We start from the raw sequence: 21,796 nt of genomic DNA on the forward strand, positions 1-21,796 counted from the left end.
ATTTCTCTCCATAAATAGGAAGATAACAAAAAAAGCTGCCTACCCAGGCAGCTTACCTAATTTATGTTATTTTCGTCTCACAAAAGTCAAGATAATAGCAAGAACAGAAACGATAATGGCAATGATTGATAACACTGTGCTTGTAGAGCTATGCTCATGATCATCTTCTGCACTTGCCGTATCTTCATCAGCAGAATCAGCATCATGTGTATGTCCATGGCTATCTGTAGTTGCATCAGACTTAGCAATTTCTGTTACAGAATGAGGAAGTTCTGCATCCGCATCTCCAGTCCATTCTACTATGCTTCCATCTGCATAATATTGAAAGGCATCCCAAACAACTTCTCCTGCATCAGACGGGTTTTGTGCTGTAAAGCTGAATCGCTTATACTCACCTGGCTGAATAGCTGATTGATCATTCTCTGCTTCCCAAGTCACAGTAGTTACCTTATCACTATCATTGGTTTCGGTTGTTACTTTCCAACCATCTACTGGTTCGTACATTTTAAAATCCACATTATCGGCTATCTTAAGTGTTACCTTCGTTGTCGCAATGTCCTTCTCAACAGGTATTTTTACTGTATATGTTTCCCAAGCCTCTGTTGCAGACTCTGAAGGATTAACAGTTACATGTGCACTTGCTGGAAGTGCAATAAGAAAAACGGCAGCAAACGCTGATAAAAACGCAAAAAGCTTCTTCTTCATATGTATACACAACTCCTCTTTTAAAATGTTCCCATTTATACACTGTATAAATCTTAGTAACTAACAATCATAATCATAACAAATCTAACTATATCTTAAAATGCTCCTTTCCCTAACTTTGTGACTTTTTTGTGAACATTTGTTATTATTAACATCATTTTAACATTATTTATCATATTATCTCTTGTCAAATAACCAGTAAATAAATTACCCTGTTTCTAGGTTGAATTATTAGAAAGAATGGTGGAAGAAACCAATGTTACCAATAGAACGACAAAAACAGCTATTATCATGGCTAACGGAAGAAGAAACATTAAAGGTATCTGATATCAGCAGAAAATTAAATGTATCGGAAATGACGGTATATCGTGATATTAAACAACTTATTGACCAACAGAAAATTGTAAAGACATCGAACGGCATTTCCCTGACTAAAGAAACCATTACGCCCTCCAATCATTGTTCCTATTGCTATAAAGGAATTAACACAAGATTATCTGTGCAGTTAATAAAAACAAATCACCAGGTAGAACAAACATGTTGTATTCATTGTGGATTGCTTAGATATCAAGAAACTCAAGCAGAAATATCTCAAATCATATGTCGTGATTTTCTTCATGATACAACACTGAGTGCTAAAACTGGCTTCTTTCTGATTAATCCAGACCTTCATTCAAATTGCTGTCAACCACAGCTTCTTACTTTTAACTCAATGGATGAAGCCATTAAGTTTCAAACAGGATTTGGAGGAGACATCTATAACTTTGAGCAAGTATTTACAGCTTTGAACTCACACATGCAAAGCTCGAATTGCTGTCCAAAATAGGAGGAAAAGAATGGAGTCAATGAAAGCAGAGAAATCCGTGCAAAAGGGACAAAAAACGAAACAAACAAAAGCCTCTTTATATAAAGCCGTATGGAGATGGCATTTTTATGCTGGGATAATCTTTGCACCGTTTCTCCTTATTCTTGCTGTCACTGGATCTATATACTTATTTAAACCACAGATTGAGCAAGTTTTATATAAAGATTATTACGAGGTTACGAAGCAAGAAGACAGAATGACCCCGTCAGAGCAAATTAACATCGTGAAAAGTGAATATCCCGGTGCAAATATAACAAGCTATCTGCCTGGGGATAGTGAAACAAGTTCAAGTGAAGTGAATATAAACTACCAAGACGAGTCTTTAACACTATTTGTTAATTCTTATACAGGCAAAATTCTCGGCGAGTTGAATAGTGAAGACAGAATTATGGATAGAATAGAAGAATTTCATGGAGAATTAATGGCTGGCACTTTAGGTGATAGAATAGTAGAACTAGCTGCTTGTTGGGCAATTGTATTAATTGTCACTGGAATATATTTATGGTTTCCGCAACAAAAGAAAACAGGCTTTGCTGGAATACTATTTCCGCGACTGCATAAAGGTAAGAAAATTTTCAGAAGAGATTTACATGCCGTGCCTGCGCTTTGGATAACAGGCGGATTGTTATTTTTAATCTTAACAGGATTACCTTGGTCAGGGTTCTGGGGTACTAATTTCCAATCTTTAGTTACTAATACAGGAGAAGGCTATCCTCCATCAGTTTGGGTAGGAAGTGCTCCAACATCATCAGTACAAACAAAAGATATTGCCGAAGTCCCTTGGGCTGCTGAAACGTTAGATGTGCCAAAATCAGACATACAAGGTTATACCCCTCTTTCTATTGATGATGTGGTCGATATTGCCAATCGAGAAGGAATGCACCCTAGCTATTCTGTTATTTTCCCAACAACCCAAGAAGGTGTTTACACATTTTCTGCCTTTCCGCCAAAAGCAAAAGATGAAGCGACCATTCATATTGACCAATATACCGGGGCGGTGTTAGCTGATTACCGTTATGATCATTACGGACCATTGGGTAAGTTGATTGCTATCGGTATTACCTTGCATAAAGGCACAGAATTTGGTTTGATTAACCAATTAATCAGCCTTCTAATATGTCTTGGTACCATTCTTGTAGCTATTACCGGTGTTTATATGTGGTGGAAACGTAAACCTAAACAAGAATTAGGAGCACCAAAGGCTCCAAGTATTAAAAAAATGAGATACCTTCTTTTCATACTGATTATATTAGGCATTGTGTTTCCTTTAGTGGGATTATCCCTTATTATTGTATGGGTTTTTGACTTATTGATTATCCAAAGAATTCCGGCCATGAAAAAGGTATTAAATGCTTAATAAGATAATGAAAAGGTGGCTTATTCGTGAAGAAGTTTAGAAATAGCTTGGTAGTTGCTTTAACTTTACTCTTATTAAGTGCATGTTCACTTAAGGAAGATGCAGCTGGTTTATATAAAAAAGAAACACCCCTTGAAGCTCAATTAGAAATCCCCTCTTCTTTAAAAGCAAAAGAACCAGCTACCATAAAGGTGACACTTACTCAAAATGGTGAAAAAGTAGAACACGCAGACTATGTCCATTATGAGGTATGGAAGCAAGATGGCACTATCCAGAAAAATATGAGAGATGCTAAGAATGAAGGGAATGGAGTTTATAGTATAACGGTAAAAATCGACAGTGATGGTCTTTATTTTGTAAAGCTACATGCTAGTAATAACGATTCAATCATTATGCCGCAAAAGCAATTTATTGTCGGAGAGCTTTCGGACAGTGAACTAGAGTATTTACAAAAGGATGTCAAAGTACAAGAAGAAAGTCAGGAGCACCATCATTAATAGTAGACTTTGAAAAAGAGCGGAAAAGCTCTTTTTTTGTGCCAAAAAAGTCAGCTTATGTATGGACAAATTCTTTAGCATACAAACTCTTATGCTTTCTTCTTTAGCCATGTTCCTTCAGCTAATTTTTCATCAATAAAATCTAATACAGTCTGCAATTGAGCCATCTGTTGTTTTATTTTTTCTTTATGCTCGAGCATACCTGTTACCATTTCAGGAATCATTTTACTTGATTCCGTTATATCAAGATATAATTTTATCTCTTCTAAACTAAGATTTACTTTTTTCATACAGATGACCATGTGCAACCGTTCAATATCGGATGGTGAAAATGCACGATGTCCATTTGGTAGCCGTTTAATCTTAGGAAGCAAGCCTGCTTTTTCATAATATCTAATTGTATCAATGGTTAACCCAGTCAGTTTGCTTGCCTGCTTGATTGTATACACGACAATCGCCTCCTTCTTTTAGATGTAATTATAAAACATGAAGTCAACTCCAGGTCAAGCTATAATCTTTACTCTTGACCTGAAGTTAGCTCCATGTTTTATACTACAGTCATTCATTAATAGGAGGTTAAAAAAATGGTGCAAACACAAAAAAGAACAGCTCTTGTTACTGGAGCAAACAGCGGAATAGGCTTGGAGCTGACGAAGAAATTAGTCGAGAATGGCTGGGAGGTAGCTGCTTTAATACGCTCTGAATTTCCAGAGGAAGAGCTGGAGCTCCAACAAAAAATCCGTCAACAGGATATCCGAATTTATACTGCCGATTTATCTGATTTTACGAAACTAAAATCTGCTTTAAGGCAAATAAAGGAGAACGAACCGAAGCTGGATGCTCTCTTCAATAATGCAGGAGGCAGTTTCCCAAATCTCCTCTTTTCTCCGCAAGGACGAGAATTGCATTATGAACTCCAGACAGTCGTTCCCTTCATTATCACGATGGAACTGCTTGACCTTTTGAAAAAGGGATCACCGGCTATCGTTATCCAAACTAGTTCAGAGGCATTTAAATTTAAAAGATCTTTCGTCCCGGAGGAATTGGCAAACCCGCCTAAATTTCAGAAGCTGATTGGTCCTTATGCAACGACTAAGCTGGCAATTACGTTGTGGACATATGCATTGGCACCAGTGCTGAAGCGAGAAGGCGTGACAATTATCAGCGTTGATCCGGGCAATAACAATACAATGCGTAAAGGCAGAAATGGCGGCTTGCCACTGATTATACAGCCGTTCATTCATTTGTTTGGTCCCCATCCTAGTGTAGGAGCAAGCCATTTGTTTTCTGGGTTAAACAGATCCCCGGAAGAAGCTGGATTGTATATATCTAAAGGAAAGCCTGCTTCGTTCAAATTTAAACAGCACGGATCTCAAGTTTTACGACAAGTACAATCTGTATACGAAAAAGAATATTTGCCTCTATGAGTGAGTACTGCAGGCAGTCGAGACTTTCTAAGACAGCCTTTTAATTATCTATTATCGGCAATGTTAACTTACAAAAAAACAGGTACGAATATAAAGCTTCGCACCTGTTTACATAATATTTTTATTAATTACTACTTCTTTTCTCTATTTTGAAAAAGTTTATTTTATGTTTCATTTCAGTGGTCATCTCACCTAAGCTTACAGCTGATGCACTGACCTTTTCAATTGAAGCAGACATCTCCTGAGCTGATGCTGAAATTTCCTCAGCTGATGCAGCTACATCTTCTGCAATCGTTCCAGTCTGATCCAATTCCTTCATTATTTTACTCTTATCATTCTGAATTTTGATGGACGATTCTTTAATTTCTTTTATTTTAGGAGATACTTCCTCTACTGCATGGATAATTCCTTCAAAAGAGTGAATAGTTGTATCTAACTGTTCTCTTTGTAATTGAAGTTCTTTGTTTACATCTTCTGCTGATTTAACCATTTGCGTAGTATCTTTAGACACACCATTAATAATAGAATCAATTTTTTCAGAAGACTCTCTGCTTTTTTCTGCCAAGTTTCTTATTTCATTCGCAACTACCGCAAAGCCTTTTCCAGAATCACCAACTCTAGCTGCTTCAATCGCCGCATTTAAAGCTAAAAGGTTCGTTTGCTCAGAAATGGAATTAATTATTTCTGTCATCTCGTTTACATTGCGGATGTTTAGTTCTACTGATTTCACTCGTTCTATCAATTCTTTAAACGTTTCATTCTGTGAGCCGAAAGCCTTAATCATCATATTCATTTCTTGACTGCTTTCATTAGCCATCATTAGTATGGAATTAGTGCTAGAATCAACATCATTAATGGATTGCGCCATAGAATCCAAGCTTGTTCCAAATTCATTCAGCCCTGAATTTACACTTTTTAGTCTCTGATGTTGCTCTGTTGCTCCTTCAGCCACAGTCGTTATAGCTGTCGCAACATTTTCTGAAGTGGCAGACATTTGCTGAGAAAAAGAAGACAGATTTTGAGCATGATCATCAATACTTAATGCATTAGCTTGAAAATTATTAATAACATCTGTTAAGTTATTCTGCATGTTGCAAAGAGATCTTCCAATATCCCCCAACTCATCTTTTCTAGCTAAATCTTTCTCTTCAAATTTGTTCACTAACCCACCATCAGCGACAACTTCTGCTATTTTGCTATATTTCCTAGCTGTTCTGCCCATACGGTTTGAAAAAACAACTATCGCTAAAGTTACCAGCACGATGGAGACAAAACTAGATATAACGAATATTTTTAGCAAGTCATTTAAGCTGTTAAAGAGATGTGTTTCACTTACACTGATCCCTATCTTCCAGTTTGTATTAGGAATAGTCGAGAAGTAGAAATAGTACTTTTCATTATCAGCTGTATATTCTGTTTTGCCAGTTTCGTTCGCTAACATGTACTTAGAAGCAGCTGCAAGAGAATCATTCTGATCATCCAATATGCTTTCCTTTGTTAACCGCTTCTCATCTACACCACCGAGAAGTACCCCATCACTCTGTACCAATAAGGCCTTTCCTTCATAATCAATTTCTGCTTCTGTAATTAATTTTTGAATACTGCTAATATCCACATCTACTGTAACTACACCCATTAAGTTACCGTTTTGATTGTTAAATGGATATGCAGTTGTAACCATCGAAACATTAGTAGCAGGGTCAGTATATGCTGTCGTCCAGCCACCATCTGTTTGAGAACCAACTTTATACCACTCTGTCGACCAAATATCAACGTCTCCAGCAGTATATGAATCATCAAGGATAATCTTATCTCCATCCTTGTATGCATATGGTGCATATTTCTGCTTGCCTTTAACGGCATTCGGTTCAAACCAAACACCCATACCAAATGATTCACTATACATAGGAACATAATTTTTCAACAAATCATCATAATCCTTTTCCTTTAATAAATCTGAATTTACTTCAACTGTTTTGGCAAGACTTTGCGCTAAACCATTCTCTTTTTCCAAAATAATGTTAATACCTTGAGCAGTTTCCTCAAGCTTTGTATTCATTGCATAGTCCAACTGTCGCTTAATAATTTGTTTGGAAAATGTATATCCAATGGACGAAATAACGACTAGCGCAACGATAATAATAGGAACAACAAACGAAATCAATGATGTTGCAATACTCTTCTTACGATGTTTGATTCTCATAATCTCTCCTGTTCACTTTAATTTTAGAGTGCTATATTGATACTATCGTCAAGGGATAAAGAATAATGAAGACATTACGAAAAAAACCGCAATTTTCGACATATGGTTTTTTTGAGAGTATTACGTATCATAAGAGGTAAAAAAAGCAGGATTGTCGAAAGTAGTCGTTTTATGTATTATGATACCAGTAGTTATTTTTACACATTGGAGGAAAAAATGGGGAAGCTATATACCTTTGAGTTGGATGAAGAAAAAAGCACGTTATTTGTAAAAGTCGGCGGTTTCTTTAAAGAAGAAGATGCAAAAATATATTTAAGCGAGTTTCAAACCATCGTTAATACGATTAACCCTTCAAGGTATAAACTAATTATTGATGGACGCGGTCAAGAAAAAGTGGCTGGTCATGTGGTGGAAGATATCACATTCGTTTTAAAATTATATGCGATGGCTAATTTTAAAAAGATAATCATTATTAATCCTTCCACTCCAGCTTCAAGAATGCAGGTTGAAAATTGTGTAAAAGAAATTAACTTTCCTGGAATTTTTGTAGATTCTATTGATGAAGCGTACAGTATATAAGGTTAACGTTCATTGTTAATTGTAACGGGGTCAGTTACTGACCCCTATTTACATCCAAATTAAAAAAGCCGAAAATATGCAAAAATAAACTTGCATTTTTCCAGCTCCTTTTCATTTCATCCTCTATAAACACTTTCGCATGTTCCAGCCGCTGGTTCATAAAAACAATGTTCTTTAAATTGCCCCGTAAAAGGTTGGTTATACCAGGTTGGGGGACATGCACCACTTGGATTAAAGTACCATAAAGCAAATTTCGCTGGATGATCTCTCCAAAACTTCACCGTTTGCAGTGCTAATCTTCTTTCAGACTCTCTTGCTCTTTGATAAAACACATTGCCCTTTTGAACAGCTTCAAAAGAGTAATTTCCTCCTTGAACTTGAAAAATGACTTGTTGAACATTTCTTAAATCTTTAAAGTCTGTACAGTTGGCGACAACACGGTTTACAATGACATTTCCAACATAGAGCATGCCTTGATTTCCTTCACCCTCAGCTTCAGCTCTCATCATTCTTGCCATTAAGTCAATGTCTGAATCTCTGTACGCTATTCTGGCCATTTTTCCACCTCCAAAATATTGTATGAAAAAAAAGCCAGCTTATATGACATTGTTAATGAAATATTAACAGATAAATTTATTACTTCTTATACATTCTTAGAAATATAACATTATTATCCTATAATGATACGCTCTTTTGGATAGTGATACGGATGTTTAACTGATTTGCCTCCCATAGCGAATAGGAAGGTAAACATTCCGATCTTCCCGATAAACATTAATAGCATGATTACACACTTACCAGCAGCACTCAAATCTGGAGTAATTCCAAGCGAAAGGCCTACAGTGCCAAAAGCAGAGGAAACTTCGAATAAAATTTCCATTAAGGAAAACCTTGATTCGATGCATGTAAGAATGACAACTGCTACACTGCAAAGTATCATAGCTGTAGTGAATACAATGAACGACTTAATGATATCTTCCTCATCAATCTCTCTTTTAAATATTTTTATTGTTCTATTTTCGTTTGCATAATTGTATATCGTTAGCAGCATCACAGCAAACGTTGTGGTCCTTATCCCCCCGCCAGCACTGCTTGGAGATGCTCCTATAAACATAAATATACTCATTAACAAAATGGTAGGTAGCGATAGTTCGTTCACATTACTGATCGCCATTCCGCCAGTTCTTGAAGATATGGAATAAAACAAAGCATGGAAAAAGGATTGATGCCAATTCTTATCTGCAAAGAAATGATTGTACTCAAACAAGTAGATGATAAAAAATCCAACAACAATCAGTATGAAAAAAGTTGCTGTTGTAATTTTTGTGAACAACGAGAATTGGAATGTGCTCTTCCCCTTATGTCTGACCCACTGACTTACCTCCATTAACACAGGAAATCCAAGGGATCCGATAATAAAAAGGATAATATTAAAGGTTAGCACAAAATAATCATCTGCGAATGGAATTAGTGACTTTCCAGTAATATCAAAACCAGCATTGGTTGTAGCAGCAACAGAAGCGAAGAAACCTTGCAAATAAGCCTCTTGCCATGTAGGGAAATACTTCAGAAAATATGTACCGATGGCAATAGCCCCTAATAGCTCAACCGTGACAAAGAAAAAGAAAATCAATCGTATAAGCCGAACGATTCCGGAAAAAGTCGGGCTGTTCTGTTCTGTTGTCATGAGTATTCTTGCTCTTAATCCGATCTTTTTTCCAGATACAAGCCATAGTATTGTACCGAATGCCATGACTCCAATACCACCAAACTGGAGGATGACCGAAAATATAAACGTACCGGGAACACTAAGCAGCTGGCTCACATCTACCGTAGCTAATCCTGTAACTGTTACCGCACTTATTGAAATGAAGAGCGCATCAATTAGTGCGAGCTCTGTATCCTGCTTTTGAGTTATCGGCAGCAGCAACAAAATGGTTGAAATCATCACAGCTACTATGTAATAAAAAACAATTATTTGAGCAGCAGATAGTCGTTTTGTTAAAATCTTTATTTTACTTTTCATTTTTCTCCAACTTCTTTATATTTTCTGACGAACTTATATACTTACATTTATTTTGTCCTTTATATTGGATAATAAACTGAAATACCATGTAAGCAATATAAAGAAAAAGTTAGTTGCTAATATTCCATACTCCCTTACCAACTGTAGCTCTGAAAAAGAAGTTTTTCTAATCGTGTTACAAGGGCTTTCTAAAGGATTTCCCTCTTAGCAAGAACAACGGATAATTTTCCATTAACGTTAAAAATATATATATGACAACATGTACAAGGAGTTCCTTATGAAAAGCAATCATGTTTTTGACGATTTTGCTAAAAAACAACAACAGCTAGAAGATGAAAAATTACAAATGTGGTTTGATCATTCCCTTTTTACATTCCAATGGTGGTTCGGTGCTTTATTGCTTATCATTTCAATCGTAATATTTATTATATTTAGGAAGAGAAATAGCACAGACCGCCTACTTTACGTAGGAACTTTTACTGCCTTGCTATCCTCCTTACTTGATCTAGTTGGCAATTCTCTAGGTTTTTTTCATTATCATTATGAAGTCATACCATTTACAGATAATTATTTTCCTTGGAGTATTTCCATAATACCAGTTTCAATCATGTTCTTATTGCAAGTAAAACCTAATACAAGTCCCTATATTAAAGCACTTGCATTATCACTAATAGTATCTTTTGTCATCCTGCCATTTCTTAAGTTCATTGGGATATATCACCCTGTTCATTGGAAAATGTATTATTCGGCTCCCGTAATATTTATTATTTATTTAATTGCTGATTATTTATCTAAAAAGGATAGATTTACGAAGTTGAATGAAAAGTAAAGGGAGTATGAACCTGAACATATAAGAAAAAGTCTGCCAATTCCAACATGGCAGACTTTATTCATTATTTATAATTTACACTTCTGATTTTAAACTACTTTCGTGTTTAGAATTTTGATTAAATTCTTGCTCGAGGTTATCAAAATACTTTAACTTAACCTCTATTTTGTCAAAGGCTTTATCTAGTTGCCTTTGTTTTTCTTTTAGAACTGCAAATTGTTTTAATAATATAGACCGTCTTGAATCAAAATTATTTTCTCCATTTACTGTTAGGGTAATAATTTCTCTTAAATCACTTACTGGCATTCCAGTTACTTTTAAACAAACAATAAAATCTAACCATCCAAGGTCTTCTTCTCGAAAAACACGATAACCATTTTTATCTCTCTTTTTACGAATGGTAATAACCCTTCTTTTTCGTAAAAACGTATAGTATGAGTAGGTAATTTCATCTTTTTTGATACTTCTTTAATCGTATACTCTGCCATAATGAAACCTCACTTTTGAGTGTTATATTCTGCTTCTGTAAACAGTATAAACTTTAAAGTAAACTTTAACGCAACCTAAAAAACCATATCTAGTAGTCATCATACATTAGATTTTTAGTAGTTTTTTTCTAATTGTAAGTCTTTTATCTACCAAATAACTAATATATGCAAGTATTAGACCTACAAATGATTGAAGAGCACCAATATAGAAAATATAAGCTAAACTAAATGAATCTATAATGATTCCCCCAAAGAAGGAAGCAAAAGAGATACTAATATTAAAAGCTGTATTAGTTAAAGTGGAAGCAAGGTTTGGAGCATCTGCTGCTAGAAGTACTAGCCGGGACTGGATAGTAGGTAGAAGCGCATATGCAATTAACCCCCAAATAAATGTGATAGGAATAACTAATATTTTATTTGAACTAACAACCCCATATAAAATCATTACTAATATAAGCAAAACGATATTTATATTAAGCCAAGGCATTAGCCTCCAATCTGACAGTTTTCCACCAATAATACTCCCAACAGTTGAACCTACTCCAAATATTAACAGTATCCATGAGATACTACTCGATTCATAGTGAGTTAAGTTTGTTAAAATGGGTGTAATGTAAGTGAACGCTAAATACATTCCTCCAAATCCGAAAAAAGTAATGAACAATGCCAGAATTATTTGTGGATTGATTGAAGCAAGAATTTCTTTTTTTACATTAAATTCTGCTCGATTTTTACTGGAAGGTACAAACATTATAATTCCGAGAAATGATATGATTCCTAGAATTGTAATAACCGCAAAGCTATATCTCCAGCTTAATTGTTGACCGATAAACGTCCCTATTGGAACTCCTAAAACGTTTGAACTTAAAAGGCCTGCAAAAATAAAACTAACTGCACGTCCGGATCGTTCTTTTGAAACTAAATTAGTTGCTAATAGTGCACAAGCACCCATATAGGTTCCATGTGTAAGCGAAGCGATGATACGAAATAAAATTAAAGATTCATAATTAGGCGCAAATGTCGAGCCAAGGTTTCCAATCATAGAAAAAAGAATCAATAAGAGAATTAATTTCTTTCGAGGCATTTTTAATGTAAGCAAGGTCATAATTGGACCACCTATAGCAACTCCTAGGGCATAAACAGAAACAAAGTGCCCCGCTTTAGAGATGGGTATATTTAAGTCCTGTGCAACATCAGGCAAAATACCCATTAACACAAATTCAGTCATACCAATAGCAAATGCTCCTATTGCTAAGATAAATATAGAAATTGGATAATTTCTCATTTGTATCAAGCCTACTTTCCAAAATATTTAAAGCACTTGGAAAGTAATTATACAGTTTGAAGTTTACTTTAAAGCAAGTACATGGTCGTTGCTTGTAAGAAAGAATCAGCTATTTTATATAAGGGATGACTGACGATTGTTAATTCTTACACCTATAAGATAAATGTTAGTTAGAAACATTTAATTCAATTAAGTTAGAAGCCATTAAAACATTATTAGACATAAAAAAACCCTTCCTTAAATGAAGGGACATAACAATTATGAAATAAACTCAGAATAAAAGAAAAATAGTTCCTATTGTGATAATAAAACATCCGAATATGGTATTCTTCGTCGGCTTCTCTTTTAATATAATGATACTTAAAATCATCGTGATCACCACACTAAATTTATCTATTGGTGTGACTATAGACACTTTCCCGATGGAAATAGCTGCAAAAAAACATAACCATGACAGCCCTGTTGCCATACCAGATAAGATTAAGAATATATAGCTTTTTCTAGTTATGGTTTTCATTTGAGTATGTGTACGTTGAAAGAATACAATCCCCCAAGCAAAAATAATAATTACGATGGTACGTATGAAAGTAGCTGTATTTGAATCTACATCTTCTATACCAATCTTCGCGAGAATCGCTGTTAGTGCGGCAAAGATTGCTGATAGGAAAGATAATAATATGTATGAGTTGGAATAGGACGTATTTGAATTTTTTTTGAGTCTTCCTATTAATATAAATGTACCTATTGTAATCAGAGTATTACCGATAACAACCATTGTTGTAACAGGCTCACCTAAAATAATAAATGAAAGGAGTATTGTCATTACTACACTAGATTTATCTATAGGCACTACTTTTGAAACATCCCCTATTTGTATTGCTTTAAAATAACAAAGCCATGATAGTCCAGTTGTTATTCCAGATAGTACAATAAAGATAAAGTCCTTCCAATTAATTAGAAAAATATTATCTAAGTTATTAGTAACCACAACCATTAAGAAAGACATGATTAATACAACAATAGTTCTAATCGCTGTAGCCAAATTAGAATTTACATTTTTTATTCCTATCTTTGCTAGAATCCCCGTTAATGCAGCAAATACTGCTGCTAATAATGCCAATATAATACTCATGCTAATCATCTCTTTATCTATTTATTTGGAACAATGGATACTCATTGATATTAATCGGTAAACCTACATCTTGTATCGTACATTTTTATAGATATATGTGCAAATTTAAGAAAAGAACAAAACTAACAATAACAACAACCAAAGGCCTATTCTAACAATCCCTTTCCGTTTTTTACTTAACTAACATTCTCGTTTGGCTCAACAGAGGTTAAATAAAAAAGAGCATTAATCCTATTAGATTAATGCTGCCATTTTTAGAAAAAAGTAATCCAGATAGTAACCAATCAATCAACAACTTCTATAGTGAATTTATATGCGGTTTCGATCGGAAAATAATTATCTTCATTTTTTCTATTTTCTGGATTAGGTATTATAAAGGCAACAAATTCATATAACCCTGCTTTATCTGGTGCAGTGATATAATATGTCCCATATTCTGGATTTATGGAATTTTTATCTAATAATAAATAGGAGTGACCATTCATTTTAATTTGTTTCCAATCCAGCATAGATAAAATCAAATAATTTTCTACTTCCTCAGGTATAGATTGAGTTAAATTTGCAAAATATGCTAGTTCTATTCTCTCTTCTTTTTTTACCTTTATTGAATATGGTGGGAATAAAACTTCGTCCACATTTCCAATATTATTATTAATTACTAACCCTTCAAAAGATACATCATTAACTGTTTTACTTATTGTCGAATCTTGATTTTTTAAAGATATTGTTCCATTATCTTCATAAAAAATTTCATAATCTAAAGTCATCCCGAAAAAATTTGTCATTAATTTTTGGATTTTAGTATGTTCATTTGGAGAAGCATATATACCAACTGTAAGTTTATGTGATTTATTATCTTTTAATATATCTCCATTTAACTCAAAGGGTAATGTAATGGTATTTCCCGTCTCTAATTCAAATATATATGATGAATCAAACTTATTTTCATCCAAAGGTTTAAATTTAATTTCTTCATAATCATAGAAAATTTTAAGGATAAATTGTTCGTCTCTTAAGTTATTTGAAAACGAAACTTCTAAAATATCTTGTGGTGTATCCATTAAAATTCTTCCATTAACATTATCTATACTTTGATTGGCATTACTGTTCATAGGAATATCAACACCAAGAGAATAACCTTTCCCTAAATCTAAAACGTCTTGCGGTGTATCAGAAATCATTTCAGAAGATTGCTCAGTGGGCTTTATACTTTGTTTATTAATATAATAAGAAGAAAAGAAGAAAATAGTAATTACTAGCAAACAAAAAACTATTTTCTTCCCTTTTGAAAATTTCCCCATCATTTTAACGACTAGCTCAATAAGTTAAACTAGTATTAGCAGTAGAAAACCAGCTTGAAGAACTAGTAATTTTCATTTGATGATATCCAGTAAATTTTGCTTTAGTAGTATTAGCTATTAGTTGCCCACTATTTGCTATAGAAGTATTGTTTAACGTTTTCCATCCAGATGAAGAAGTACTAGTTCCATTATTATTACTATCTACTTTTGCTCTAATTGAATACACATTTTGACTTGTACTAGTTTTTGCTGTTGCACGAGGCTTTAAAAGAGGTGGCTTGGAACCTGTTAAGTTTCCTTTAATTGTTACTGTGGCTCTACTTACATTATCACTAAAAATAACTGTAGATTCATCACTTAATACAATATCTTTTTCTATTATTCTTGATTCAGCTGTCACTTCTGGTTCAGCTGCATGTCCTACAACTGGTAAAAATCCGCCCGTTAGAATACCTGCCGATAAAGCAACCGCACCAAATTTATTTAACAGATTTCTTTTTTTATTCATTGTTTTCCTCTCCTTTATAACGTATTAGTTCTTTCTGCATGATACAAATGGTGAATAATTTAAAGCTATCGTTTTACTATTTCTCTTAAGATATAGTTAATTAATTGCTTGAACCATTTATCGCAGTAAAATCACATTCCCCCTTCACCAATCTCAATAAGTTACTAAGGTACTTCATGAACACACATTGCTTATACCAATTAAAGGAACATTACTCAGCAACTAACGAAGGGATAGTTCTAACCCTTTATTAATGAAGTAATACTTATAACATATTTTGAATTAACTTTGATCCATTTGTTTATTTTCATTAGTTTCCTTATTAAAAGCTGTGTTCAATTCCTATTCCTTTTAATTGGTATATTCTCAAAATACTATCGAAATAATGGAGGTTCAATATTTTGTTTATAAAGTAGTATCTTATGTATATTATGGTTTAAAGCATAGTACTCTCTATGGGGTAATAGAAATTACTTAACATAAATAGGATTATAATAAAAAAAAGGCATAGCTCGGTACATTACCGGTTCCATGCCTACACATTACTTAATACACTTTTAAAACCAACATTATTTCCAAGCATAATATAGTATATACAGTGTTAATCCTTTAAAATTTCACATATCTACTCTTTGTTTTTTCATTTCATTCATATACTCCAAAAAAATTAATCTTGTTTATATTTATCATTCTCTTCAATAAAGCAGTTAATTATTAGAAAAAATTCATTCCATTCATATTTCAATGTTTCTAGTTTATTAATCCCATCCTTTGTAATACTATAATATTTTCTAAATGGCCCTTCTTTAGACTCCTTATTATATGTGGTTAGGTTTTTTTCTCTAACTAATCTTCTTAATATCGGATAAACAGTACCTTCAGAAATGATTATTTTAGTAGATATTTTTTTTACTAGTGAATACCCGTATTCATCCTCTTTATCTATTATTAACAAGACTATTAAATCAAGTACACCTTTTTTAAACTGAGCGTTCATTATTTATCACCAGCATCTGTTGTTTAATTTAACGCTAATAAGCATTAAAGGGTACTGTATATACTACTTTTTAGAAATACTTTTCTGCCTCTATATATTTATAAGAAAGTAAAATTAGATTCCTTTTAGAAATTATATTTTAAAAATTGTCATAGCCATCCCTTCTCTCTTTTTAGTTATTTTTACTAGCATAATTATCTAATATAGCGTAATAATTAGATATAGTATTTTTATATCAAGGAAACTATTCAAATTTTGCTTACTACTTCCAATGGGCGTAAAGTTTTAACTTCTTAATCAGTATGTTTCATTACTTCTCTCCATCTTATTTATTAAAAAAACAGCATCCAAAGGATGCTGTTGAACATTGTCATTTTTAATTATCAGAACCTTGGTATTGGGTCTGATGCCGTTAGCCTTCCCAACTTTGCTTATTACCTATCTTAGATATGTTGCCTTTATTTATATTTCCTATCATTTTTCAATCTTCCACGAATATCTAAGATTAATACTATAAGATAAAGCAACCCAAAAACTGTATCTAAAATTATTAAAAAAACACTGTTGAGAATAGAAGAATCTTCGTCCTTGAAAAGCGATATTACGGAAAGTGTAACAACAACTACAAAAACAATTTGCAAAATATTAAAAATTTTGTATATTTACTGCTGTTATTTTTATATCGCTCAATTAGCGATTGTCTTTTTGACCATAAACTGGTCATTATTGATTCACAGCTCCTTTGAATATCCAGTTCTTAATAGTATATTTCTTTCCATGCTTAATACTGAATGCTTTAAAGGCATTTGTAACTACCTTAACCATACTCGTTGTAACACCAACATAATTAGAAAACCACATATATTATAAAACCGCGACCATATTACCTGTAACCTTAAGTTCTGAATTGTAGTTAGCGACACTTTAGAAAGATATATTTCCACTTACTAAAGTAAGGATTCTAAATTATTTAGACTGTTTGATTTCGGGATTATTATCACCTCTTTATGCGTTTACTTGAACAGTTACTTAATAAGTCACGTGGTTGTTCAATAAAAAGGTAACATAATTTCCTAACTCATTTTTTGAACATTCTGTTAACCAGTTAAAAAGTTCGATATTACTATCTATTAATTGATGTAAATTAACCAAAATCCATGACAACTTTGTGTAATAAGAGGTGTGGTAATCGCTCTTTCTTTACAAGCATAACGAAAAGAGAAAGGAAAACAGGTAATAAAACCTTATCCTTTCTCTGGATTTTTTTATGGAATTAAGTAAGTCACCAAAGATAATAAAACTTTAAACACTCAGTATAAAAATGTCTAAACATCTATTTTGCTTTGAGTAACTCATATTCGGCCATATTAGTCAGTCTCGGTATCTTTTTCATCAGCAGTTTTTATATTGTGGACAGGATGCAAACCAAGAAAAAGCGATGGAAGTTTACTTCGGTATTCTTTAGGTGTACATAATGTTTTTTTGATAAAGTTACGATTAAATGAGCGGATGTTTTCATATCCACAAAGATAAGCAATCTCCGTGATGTTTTTTTCTGTTGTTCTGAGCAGATGACAAGCATAGTTAACCCGAGTATCATTTAAAAACTCTGTGAACGATGTTTTGACACGGGCATTAAAATATTTCGATAAATAATTATAGCTATATCCAAGTGTGCCAGCTAAACTCTGTAAAGTAATCGGTTCTGTAAAATGTTCTTGTATGTATGTTAACAAGGTATGAAGCAATGCTGAGTCTTTTTTTTCTGTTTTAATGAGGCTTGTTTGGGCCATTAGCTCGGATAATAATAAATAAAGACTAGCTTTTTGTTCTAACAAGTTGAGGTCATCTTTAAAGAGTGTTTTTGAAAGAAGTATTTTTGCCTGGACAGAAAGGTCGAAAATTGGATTTTCAAGGGAACGATTTTCGATCATCTTTTGAAAAGTCGGTACATAATCAGGAGAAAAAATACAAATTTTAGCCCTTGATTGAGATACTGTCGAAATAGAGTGAATTTCGTTCGGTAATATTAGTAAATATTGTCCAGTGTGTAAATGAAAATTTCTTTCTTCAATCATCACTTCCATTTCGCCACCTACAACAAAGATTAATTCAAAACAACGATGGAGATGGCTTGGAAAGTTTAAATTGCTAGAATCATAGTTTGAAATAAAATCAAAATGGTGGGATTCATATAATAACATTTGAGATTCACCTTTTCCCAATAGGATAAATTTTGTCTAGGATTATATAAGTTTTATCTTGTTGTGTCAAACAAAAAAATGATACATTTACCAATATTAGACACACAGACAATAGGCTTTGGTCTATCTCTCGTGGGCATGCTCCCCTTTTCTCTAATGTTATATTTGGGATTATCACTTTTCCTAATGCTCTTGAAAATGGTAAAGATTTGTTTATCCTTCTATTTCTGTCCTTGTCTTTACATCTATCAAAAAAGGAGATAACTATGGAGAAACTCAGAATTGGAATGGTCGGCTATAAATTTATGGGTAAGGCACACAGTCATGCATACAGGGATCTTCCCATGTTCTTCCCGAACATTGTTCATCCTGAAATGAAGGTCATTTGCGGCCGGGATGAAAGCGGTGTTTCTGCTGCTGCCAAACAATTTGGCTGGGAGGAGTATACAACCGACTGGAAGACTTTATTGGAAAGAGACGATATTGATTTAATCGATATCAATGCCCCAAGTGATGCACATAAAGAAATCGCATTGGCTGCAGCAAAGGCAGGCAAGCATGTTTTTTGCGAAAAACCGTTAGCGCTTACATTAAAGGACTCTAGAGAAATGCTTGAAGTAGTTGAGGCTTGTGGGGTTAAACATATGGTTGGATTTAACTATCGCTTTGCTCCTGCTGTTATATTGGCAAAAAAGCTTTTAGATGAAGGAAAATTAGGTGAAATTTATCATTTCAGAGCTTGTTTTTTACAGGACTGGCTTGTTGATCCTAACTTCCCGCTTGCCTGGAGACTGCAGAAAGAAATTGCCGGTTCAGGATCACACGGAGACCTCGGAGCTCATCTGATTGATTTGGCTCATTACCTAATTGGTGATATAGCAGAAGTAATTGGGATGAGCGAAACTTTTATTAAAGAGCGGCCAGTTCCTGCCCAAATGTCCGGTTTAACTGCAAAAGGCAGCAATAGCGAGGAAAAAGTACCTGTTACGGTGGATGACGCTACCTTATTTCTAGCTCGTTTCGCCAATGGAGCATTAGGAAGCTTTGAAGCGACACGGTTTGCTGCAGGCCATCGCTGTACGAATACGTTTGAACTCAATGGAAGTAAAGGCAGTGTTATTTTCGACTTTGAGCGGATGAATGAACTGCAAGTTTATTTTACTAATGATGATGAAGATGTACAGGGTTTCCGCCGCGTCTTAGCAACTGATCCAAGTCATGCTTTCGCTGAAAATTGGTGGCCGCCGGGACATACGATTGGCTATGAACACACGTTTATTCACGAAGTAGTAGAACTTATGGAAGCATTCCGTGAGAATCGTCAGCCTGTTCCAAACTTCCGTGATGGCGTCAAGTGCCAGCAAGTTTTGGAAGCGGTTGATTTATCGATTGAGAAACGCCAATGGATTCAAATTTCCGATGTTTAAAATAATGTTGAAGGTGTGTGGTTGAAAATGAAAAAAAAGGCTTTGATTGTTTGGGGCGGATGGGATGGCCATCAGCCTGAACAAGTTGCAAACATTTTCAAAGGAATCCTCGAAGAAGAAAATTTCCAAGTAGAAGTCTCCAATTCACTAGACTCTTATGCAGACAAGGAAAAGTTACAGTCATTAGACTTGATTGTTCCTCACTGGACAATGGGTGAAATTGAAAGAAAGTATGTCTTAAATATTTCTGAAGCAGTGGCAGCAGGTGTCGGCTTAGCTGGATGCCATGGTGGAATGTGTGACTCTTTCCGAAACAATGTTGACTGGCAGTTTATGACGGGTGGAAATTGGGTCGCTCATCCTGGTAATGATGGTGTGGAATACACTGTAAACATTAAGCATTCGTCTAGCCCGCTGTTAAAGGATATTTCTGATTTCAAAGTCGCTAGTGAGCAATATTACCTTCATTATGATCCAGCTGTAGAAGTGTTAGCAACTACACGTTTCCCAGTATTTCATGGCCCTCATTCAGCTAACAAAGCAGTAGATATGCCTGTTGTCTGGACAAAACGGTGGGGCCATGGAAATGTATTTTATAATTCGTTAGGTCATCAGGCCAATATTGTTGCAATGCCGGAAGTCTCACTTATTATGCGCCGAGGATTTTTATGGGCCGCTGCTGGAAAGGCGCTGGCCGAAAAAGTAGATGTAGCTTCGTCTTACGAAAATGTACGTACCTATACTGGTATGGGAGACAGCCAATAAAAAAGCCTTTAGACTAAAATCTAGGAGGACCCTTATGAAAAAACTTAAAGTTGGCATCATTGGTTGTGGAAATATAAGTTCTATTTATATGGAAAACTGCCCGAAATTCCCTCATCTCGAAGTTGTGGCCTGTGCCGATTTAGATATACAGCGGGCCCGTTCTCAAGCTGAAAAGTTTAATATTCCCAAAGCCTGTTCTGTGATGGAGCTGCTGAATGAGCCGGAAATCGACCTTGTGATCAATTTAACCATACCAAAAGCACATGCCTCTGTTTGTATTCAAGCACTTAAAGCAGGCAAACATGTATATACGGAAAAACCGCTGGCAGTTACACGCGATGAAGGAAAACAAATTTTAGAAGCAGCAAAAGAAAGAAATCTGCTTGTTGGCAGTGCGCCTGATACCTTCTTAGGTGCCGGAATTCAAACAGCCATCCAATTAATAGAGCAAGGTGAAATTGGTGTGCCTATTGGGGCATCTGCGTTTATGATTTGCCGCGGTCATGAACATTGGCATCCAGACCCAGCCTTCTATTACGATGTCGGTGGTGGACCAATGTTTGATATGGGACCATACTACTTAACAGCCTTGGTTGCCCTCTTAGGACCAATTAAGCGAATTTCCGGTTTTACACGGATCAGCTATCCTGAAAGAACGGTACTCAGCGAACCAAAAGCAGGTACAAAGATTGATGTAAAGATTCCAACCCATATCTCAGGTGTTATAGATTTTGCCTCAGGGGTGATTGGAAATATCACCACAAGCTTCGATGCATTTGGCGGTACATCTCTTCCACCTATTGAAATATACGGCAGCGAAGGAACATTACTAGTTCCTGATCCAAACACATTTGGTGGACCTGTTAAGATTAGAAAACGTGACGAAATTGAATTTAAAGAGGTGCCTTTAGAATACGGTCACGCTCAAAACAGCAGAGGACTTGGCGTGGCAGATATGGCCCAAGCGATTATGGATGGTGGTCACTACCGGGCCAATGGCAAGTTAGCGTATCATGTGTTAGAAGCAATGCATGGCTTCCACGATTCCTCTGATAGCGGCAGACATTATATGATGGAAAGTACATGTAATCGTCCCGAGCCAGTCTCCATAAAAATACAGAGTAATTGAAAGTAATTAAAGGCTAAATTTTTACAGAGGCTGCCCTTTTTAAGGGCAGCCTTTGTTGTGTAATTTAATTGT

At 34.7% G+C, this 21,796-nt stretch carries 22 protein-coding genes; 9 read left to right on the forward strand and 13 right to left on the reverse strand.

Going from position 1 to position 21,796, the window contains the following annotated elements:
- Positions 1 to 66 precede the first annotated feature (66 nt).
- A complete protein-coding gene (locus tag LXM54_RS21175) occupies positions 67 to 705 on the reverse strand; it encodes a YcnI family copper-binding membrane protein (protein ID WP_233317227.1) in 639 nt (212 codons plus the stop codon).
- Between the two features lie 256 nt (positions 706 to 961).
- Between LXM54_RS21175 and LXM54_RS21180 the strand changes: the two genes are divergently transcribed.
- The 3 genes from LXM54_RS21180 to LXM54_RS21190 are packed head-to-tail and all read left to right on the forward strand — an operon-like array spanning position 962 to position 3,424.
- A complete protein-coding gene (locus LXM54_RS21180) occupies positions 962 to 1,531 on the forward strand; it encodes a DeoR family transcriptional regulator (RefSeq protein WP_233317228.1) in 570 nt (189 codons plus the stop codon).
- Positions 1,532 to 1,550: 19 nt separating this feature from the next.
- A complete protein-coding gene (locus LXM54_RS21185; RefSeq protein WP_442780522.1) occupies positions 1,551 to 2,927 on the forward strand; it encodes a PepSY-associated TM helix domain-containing protein in 1,377 nt (458 codons plus the stop codon).
- Between the two features lie 26 nt (positions 2,928 to 2,953).
- Positions 2,954 to 3,424, forward strand: a complete 471-nt coding sequence (locus LXM54_RS21190; protein WP_233317230.1) for a FixH family protein — start codon at positions 2,954 to 2,956, stop codon at positions 3,422 to 3,424.
- A gap of 89 nt (positions 3,425 to 3,513) precedes the next feature.
- On the opposite strand, the gene LXM54_RS21195 is transcribed toward LXM54_RS21190, so the two are convergent.
- Positions 3,514 to 3,873, reverse strand: a complete 360-nt coding sequence (locus LXM54_RS21195; protein WP_233317231.1) for a MerR family transcriptional regulator — start codon at positions 3,871 to 3,873, stop codon at positions 3,514 to 3,516.
- Between the two features lie 135 nt (positions 3,874 to 4,008).
- Between LXM54_RS21195 and LXM54_RS21200 the strand changes: the two genes are divergently transcribed.
- Entirely contained in the window at positions 4,009 to 4,851 is an 843-nt protein-coding gene (locus LXM54_RS21200) for an SDR family NAD(P)-dependent oxidoreductase (protein WP_233317232.1), read from the forward strand.
- A 124-nt stretch (positions 4,852 to 4,975) separates the two neighbouring features.
- Here the strand turns inward: LXM54_RS21200 and LXM54_RS21205 are convergent, their stop codons facing one another.
- Positions 4,976 to 7,054 carry a methyl-accepting chemotaxis protein gene (locus LXM54_RS21205; RefSeq protein WP_233317233.1) on the reverse strand — a complete coding sequence of 693 codons (2,079 nt, stop codon included), beginning with the start codon at positions 7,052 to 7,054 and terminating at the stop codon, positions 4,976 to 4,978.
- 216 nt (positions 7,055 to 7,270) lie between these two features.
- Here LXM54_RS21205 and LXM54_RS21210 point away from each other — a divergent pair, with 216 nt between their 5' ends.
- Complete coding sequence (locus LXM54_RS21210; RefSeq protein WP_233317234.1) at positions 7,271 to 7,633, forward strand: hypothetical protein; 363 nt, start codon at positions 7,271 to 7,273, stop codon at positions 7,631 to 7,633.
- Positions 7,634 to 7,749: 116 nt separating this feature from the next.
- On the opposite strand, the gene LXM54_RS21215 is transcribed toward LXM54_RS21210, so the two are convergent.
- Positions 7,750 to 8,190 (reverse strand): cell wall hydrolase, encoded by a 441-nt coding sequence (locus LXM54_RS21215; protein ID WP_233317235.1) that lies wholly within the window; start codon positions 8,188 to 8,190, stop codon positions 7,750 to 7,752.
- A 113-nt stretch (positions 8,191 to 8,303) separates the two neighbouring features.
- Entirely contained in the window at positions 8,304 to 9,659 is a 1,356-nt protein-coding gene (locus LXM54_RS21220; RefSeq protein WP_233317236.1) for a TrkH family potassium uptake protein, read from the reverse strand.
- Between the two features lie 277 nt (positions 9,660 to 9,936).
- On the opposite strand from LXM54_RS21220, the gene LXM54_RS21225 reads away from it, so the two are divergent.
- On the forward strand, positions 9,937 to 10,488 hold the full coding sequence (locus LXM54_RS21225; protein ID WP_233317237.1) for a CBO0543 family protein: 552 nt from the start codon (positions 9,937 to 9,939) through the stop codon (positions 10,486 to 10,488).
- 75 nt (positions 10,489 to 10,563) lie between these two features.
- On the opposite strand, the gene LXM54_RS21230 is transcribed toward LXM54_RS21225, so the two are convergent.
- From LXM54_RS21230 to LXM54_RS21265, 8 genes are all read right to left on the reverse strand, one after another.
- Positions 10,564 to 10,794, reverse strand: a complete 231-nt coding sequence (locus tag LXM54_RS21230) for a hypothetical protein (RefSeq protein ID WP_233317238.1) — start codon at positions 10,792 to 10,794, stop codon at positions 10,564 to 10,566.
- Between the two features lie 29 nt (positions 10,795 to 10,823).
- Entirely contained in the window at positions 10,824 to 10,976 is a 153-nt protein-coding gene (locus LXM54_RS21235; protein WP_233317239.1) for a MerR family DNA-binding transcriptional regulator, read from the reverse strand.
- A gap of 106 nt (positions 10,977 to 11,082) precedes the next feature.
- Positions 11,083 to 12,261: an MFS transporter gene (locus LXM54_RS21240; protein ID WP_233317240.1), complete on the reverse strand. Its 1,179-nt coding sequence runs from the start codon at positions 12,259 to 12,261 to the stop codon at positions 11,083 to 11,085.
- Between the two features lie 271 nt (positions 12,262 to 12,532).
- Positions 12,533 to 13,393, reverse strand: a complete 861-nt coding sequence (locus LXM54_RS21245; protein WP_233317241.1) for an EamA family transporter — start codon at positions 13,391 to 13,393, stop codon at positions 12,533 to 12,535.
- 284 nt (positions 13,394 to 13,677) lie between these two features.
- Positions 13,678 to 14,697, reverse strand: coding sequence for a hypothetical protein (locus LXM54_RS21250; protein ID WP_233317242.1), 1,020 nt, complete (start codon positions 14,695 to 14,697; stop codon positions 13,678 to 13,680).
- 13 nt (positions 14,698 to 14,710) lie between these two features.
- Positions 14,711 to 15,202, reverse strand: a complete 492-nt coding sequence (locus LXM54_RS21255) for a hypothetical protein (RefSeq protein WP_233317243.1) — start codon at positions 15,200 to 15,202, stop codon at positions 14,711 to 14,713.
- A 667-nt stretch (positions 15,203 to 15,869) separates the two neighbouring features.
- Complete coding sequence (locus LXM54_RS21260) at positions 15,870 to 16,199, reverse strand: PadR family transcriptional regulator (protein ID WP_233317244.1); 330 nt, start codon at positions 16,197 to 16,199, stop codon at positions 15,870 to 15,872.
- A 1,367-nt stretch (positions 16,200 to 17,566) separates the two neighbouring features.
- Positions 17,567 to 18,403, reverse strand: a complete 837-nt coding sequence (locus tag LXM54_RS21265; RefSeq protein WP_233317245.1) for a helix-turn-helix domain-containing protein — start codon at positions 18,401 to 18,403, stop codon at positions 17,567 to 17,569.
- Between the two features lie 266 nt (positions 18,404 to 18,669).
- Between LXM54_RS21265 and LXM54_RS21270 the strand changes: the two genes are divergently transcribed.
- From LXM54_RS21270 to LXM54_RS21280, 3 genes are read left to right on the forward strand one after another with little or no spacing between them, the layout of a single operon-like run.
- Positions 18,670 to 19,830, forward strand: a complete 1,161-nt coding sequence (locus LXM54_RS21270) for a Gfo/Idh/MocA family protein (protein WP_233317246.1) — start codon at positions 18,670 to 18,672, stop codon at positions 19,828 to 19,830.
- Between the two features lie 27 nt (positions 19,831 to 19,857).
- On the forward strand, positions 19,858 to 20,595 hold the full coding sequence (locus tag LXM54_RS21275; protein WP_233317247.1) for a ThuA domain-containing protein: 738 nt from the start codon (positions 19,858 to 19,860) through the stop codon (positions 20,593 to 20,595).
- A gap of 34 nt (positions 20,596 to 20,629) precedes the next feature.
- A complete protein-coding gene (locus LXM54_RS21280) occupies positions 20,630 to 21,724 on the forward strand; it encodes a Gfo/Idh/MocA family protein (RefSeq protein ID WP_233317248.1) in 1,095 nt (364 codons plus the stop codon).
- Positions 21,725 to 21,796: the final 72 nt, after the last annotated feature.

This window comes from Bacillus sp. Au-Bac7, from assembly GCF_021341655.1.
Lineage (GTDB): Bacteria > Bacillota > Bacilli > Bacillales > Cytobacillaceae > Niallia.

Coding starts and splice junctions, on each gene's coding strand:
- LXM54_RS21175 (WP_233317227.1), bottom strand. CDS start 705: ATGAAGAAGAAGCTTTTTGCGTTTTTATCAGCGTTTGCTGCCGTTTTT.
- LXM54_RS21180 (WP_233317228.1), top strand. CDS start 962: ATGTTACCAATAGAACGACAAAAACAGCTATTATCATGGCTAACGGAA.
- LXM54_RS21185 (WP_442780522.1), top strand. CDS start 1,551: ATGAAAGCAGAGAAATCCGTGCAAAAGGGACAAAAAACGAAACAAACA.
- LXM54_RS21200 (WP_233317232.1), top strand. CDS start 4,009: ATGGTGCAAACACAAAAAAGAACAGCTCTTGTTACTGGAGCAAACAGC.
- LXM54_RS21205 (WP_233317233.1), bottom strand. CDS start 7,054: ATGAGAATCAAACATCGTAAGAAGAGTATTGCAACATCATTGATTTCG.
- LXM54_RS21210 (WP_233317234.1), top strand. CDS start 7,271: ATGGGGAAGCTATATACCTTTGAGTTGGATGAAGAAAAAAGCACGTTA.
- LXM54_RS21215 (WP_233317235.1), bottom strand. CDS start 8,190: ATGGCCAGAATAGCGTACAGAGATTCAGACATTGACTTAATGGCAAGA.
- LXM54_RS21220 (WP_233317236.1), bottom strand. CDS start 9,659: ATGAAAAGTAAAATAAAGATTTTAACAAAACGACTATCTGCTGCTCAA.
- LXM54_RS21225 (WP_233317237.1), top strand. CDS start 9,937: ATGAAAAGCAATCATGTTTTTGACGATTTTGCTAAAAAACAACAACAG.
- LXM54_RS21230 (WP_233317238.1), bottom strand. CDS start 10,794: ATGCCAGTAAGTGATTTAAGAGAAATTATTACCCTAACAGTAAATGGA.
- LXM54_RS21235 (WP_233317239.1), bottom strand. CDS start 10,976: ATGGCAGAGTATACGATTAAAGAAGTATCAAAAAAGATGAAATTACCT.
- LXM54_RS21240 (WP_233317240.1), bottom strand. CDS start 12,261: ATGAGAAATTATCCAATTTCTATATTTATCTTAGCAATAGGAGCATTT.
- LXM54_RS21245 (WP_233317241.1), bottom strand. CDS start 13,393: ATGAGTATTATATTGGCATTATTAGCAGCAGTATTTGCTGCATTAACG.
- LXM54_RS21250 (WP_233317242.1), bottom strand. CDS start 14,697: ATGATGGGGAAATTTTCAAAAGGGAAGAAAATAGTTTTTTGTTTGCTA.
- LXM54_RS21255 (WP_233317243.1), bottom strand. CDS start 15,202: ATGAATAAAAAAAGAAATCTGTTAAATAAATTTGGTGCGGTTGCTTTA.
- LXM54_RS21260 (WP_233317244.1), bottom strand. CDS start 16,199: ATGAACGCTCAGTTTAAAAAAGGTGTACTTGATTTAATAGTCTTGTTA.
- LXM54_RS21265 (WP_233317245.1), bottom strand. CDS start 18,403: ATGTTATTATATGAATCCCACCATTTTGATTTTATTTCAAACTATGAT.
- LXM54_RS21270 (WP_233317246.1), top strand. CDS start 18,670: ATGGAGAAACTCAGAATTGGAATGGTCGGCTATAAATTTATGGGTAAG.
- LXM54_RS21275 (WP_233317247.1), top strand. CDS start 19,858: ATGAAAAAAAAGGCTTTGATTGTTTGGGGCGGATGGGATGGCCATCAG.
- LXM54_RS21280 (WP_233317248.1), top strand. CDS start 20,630: ATGAAAAAACTTAAAGTTGGCATCATTGGTTGTGGAAATATAAGTTCT.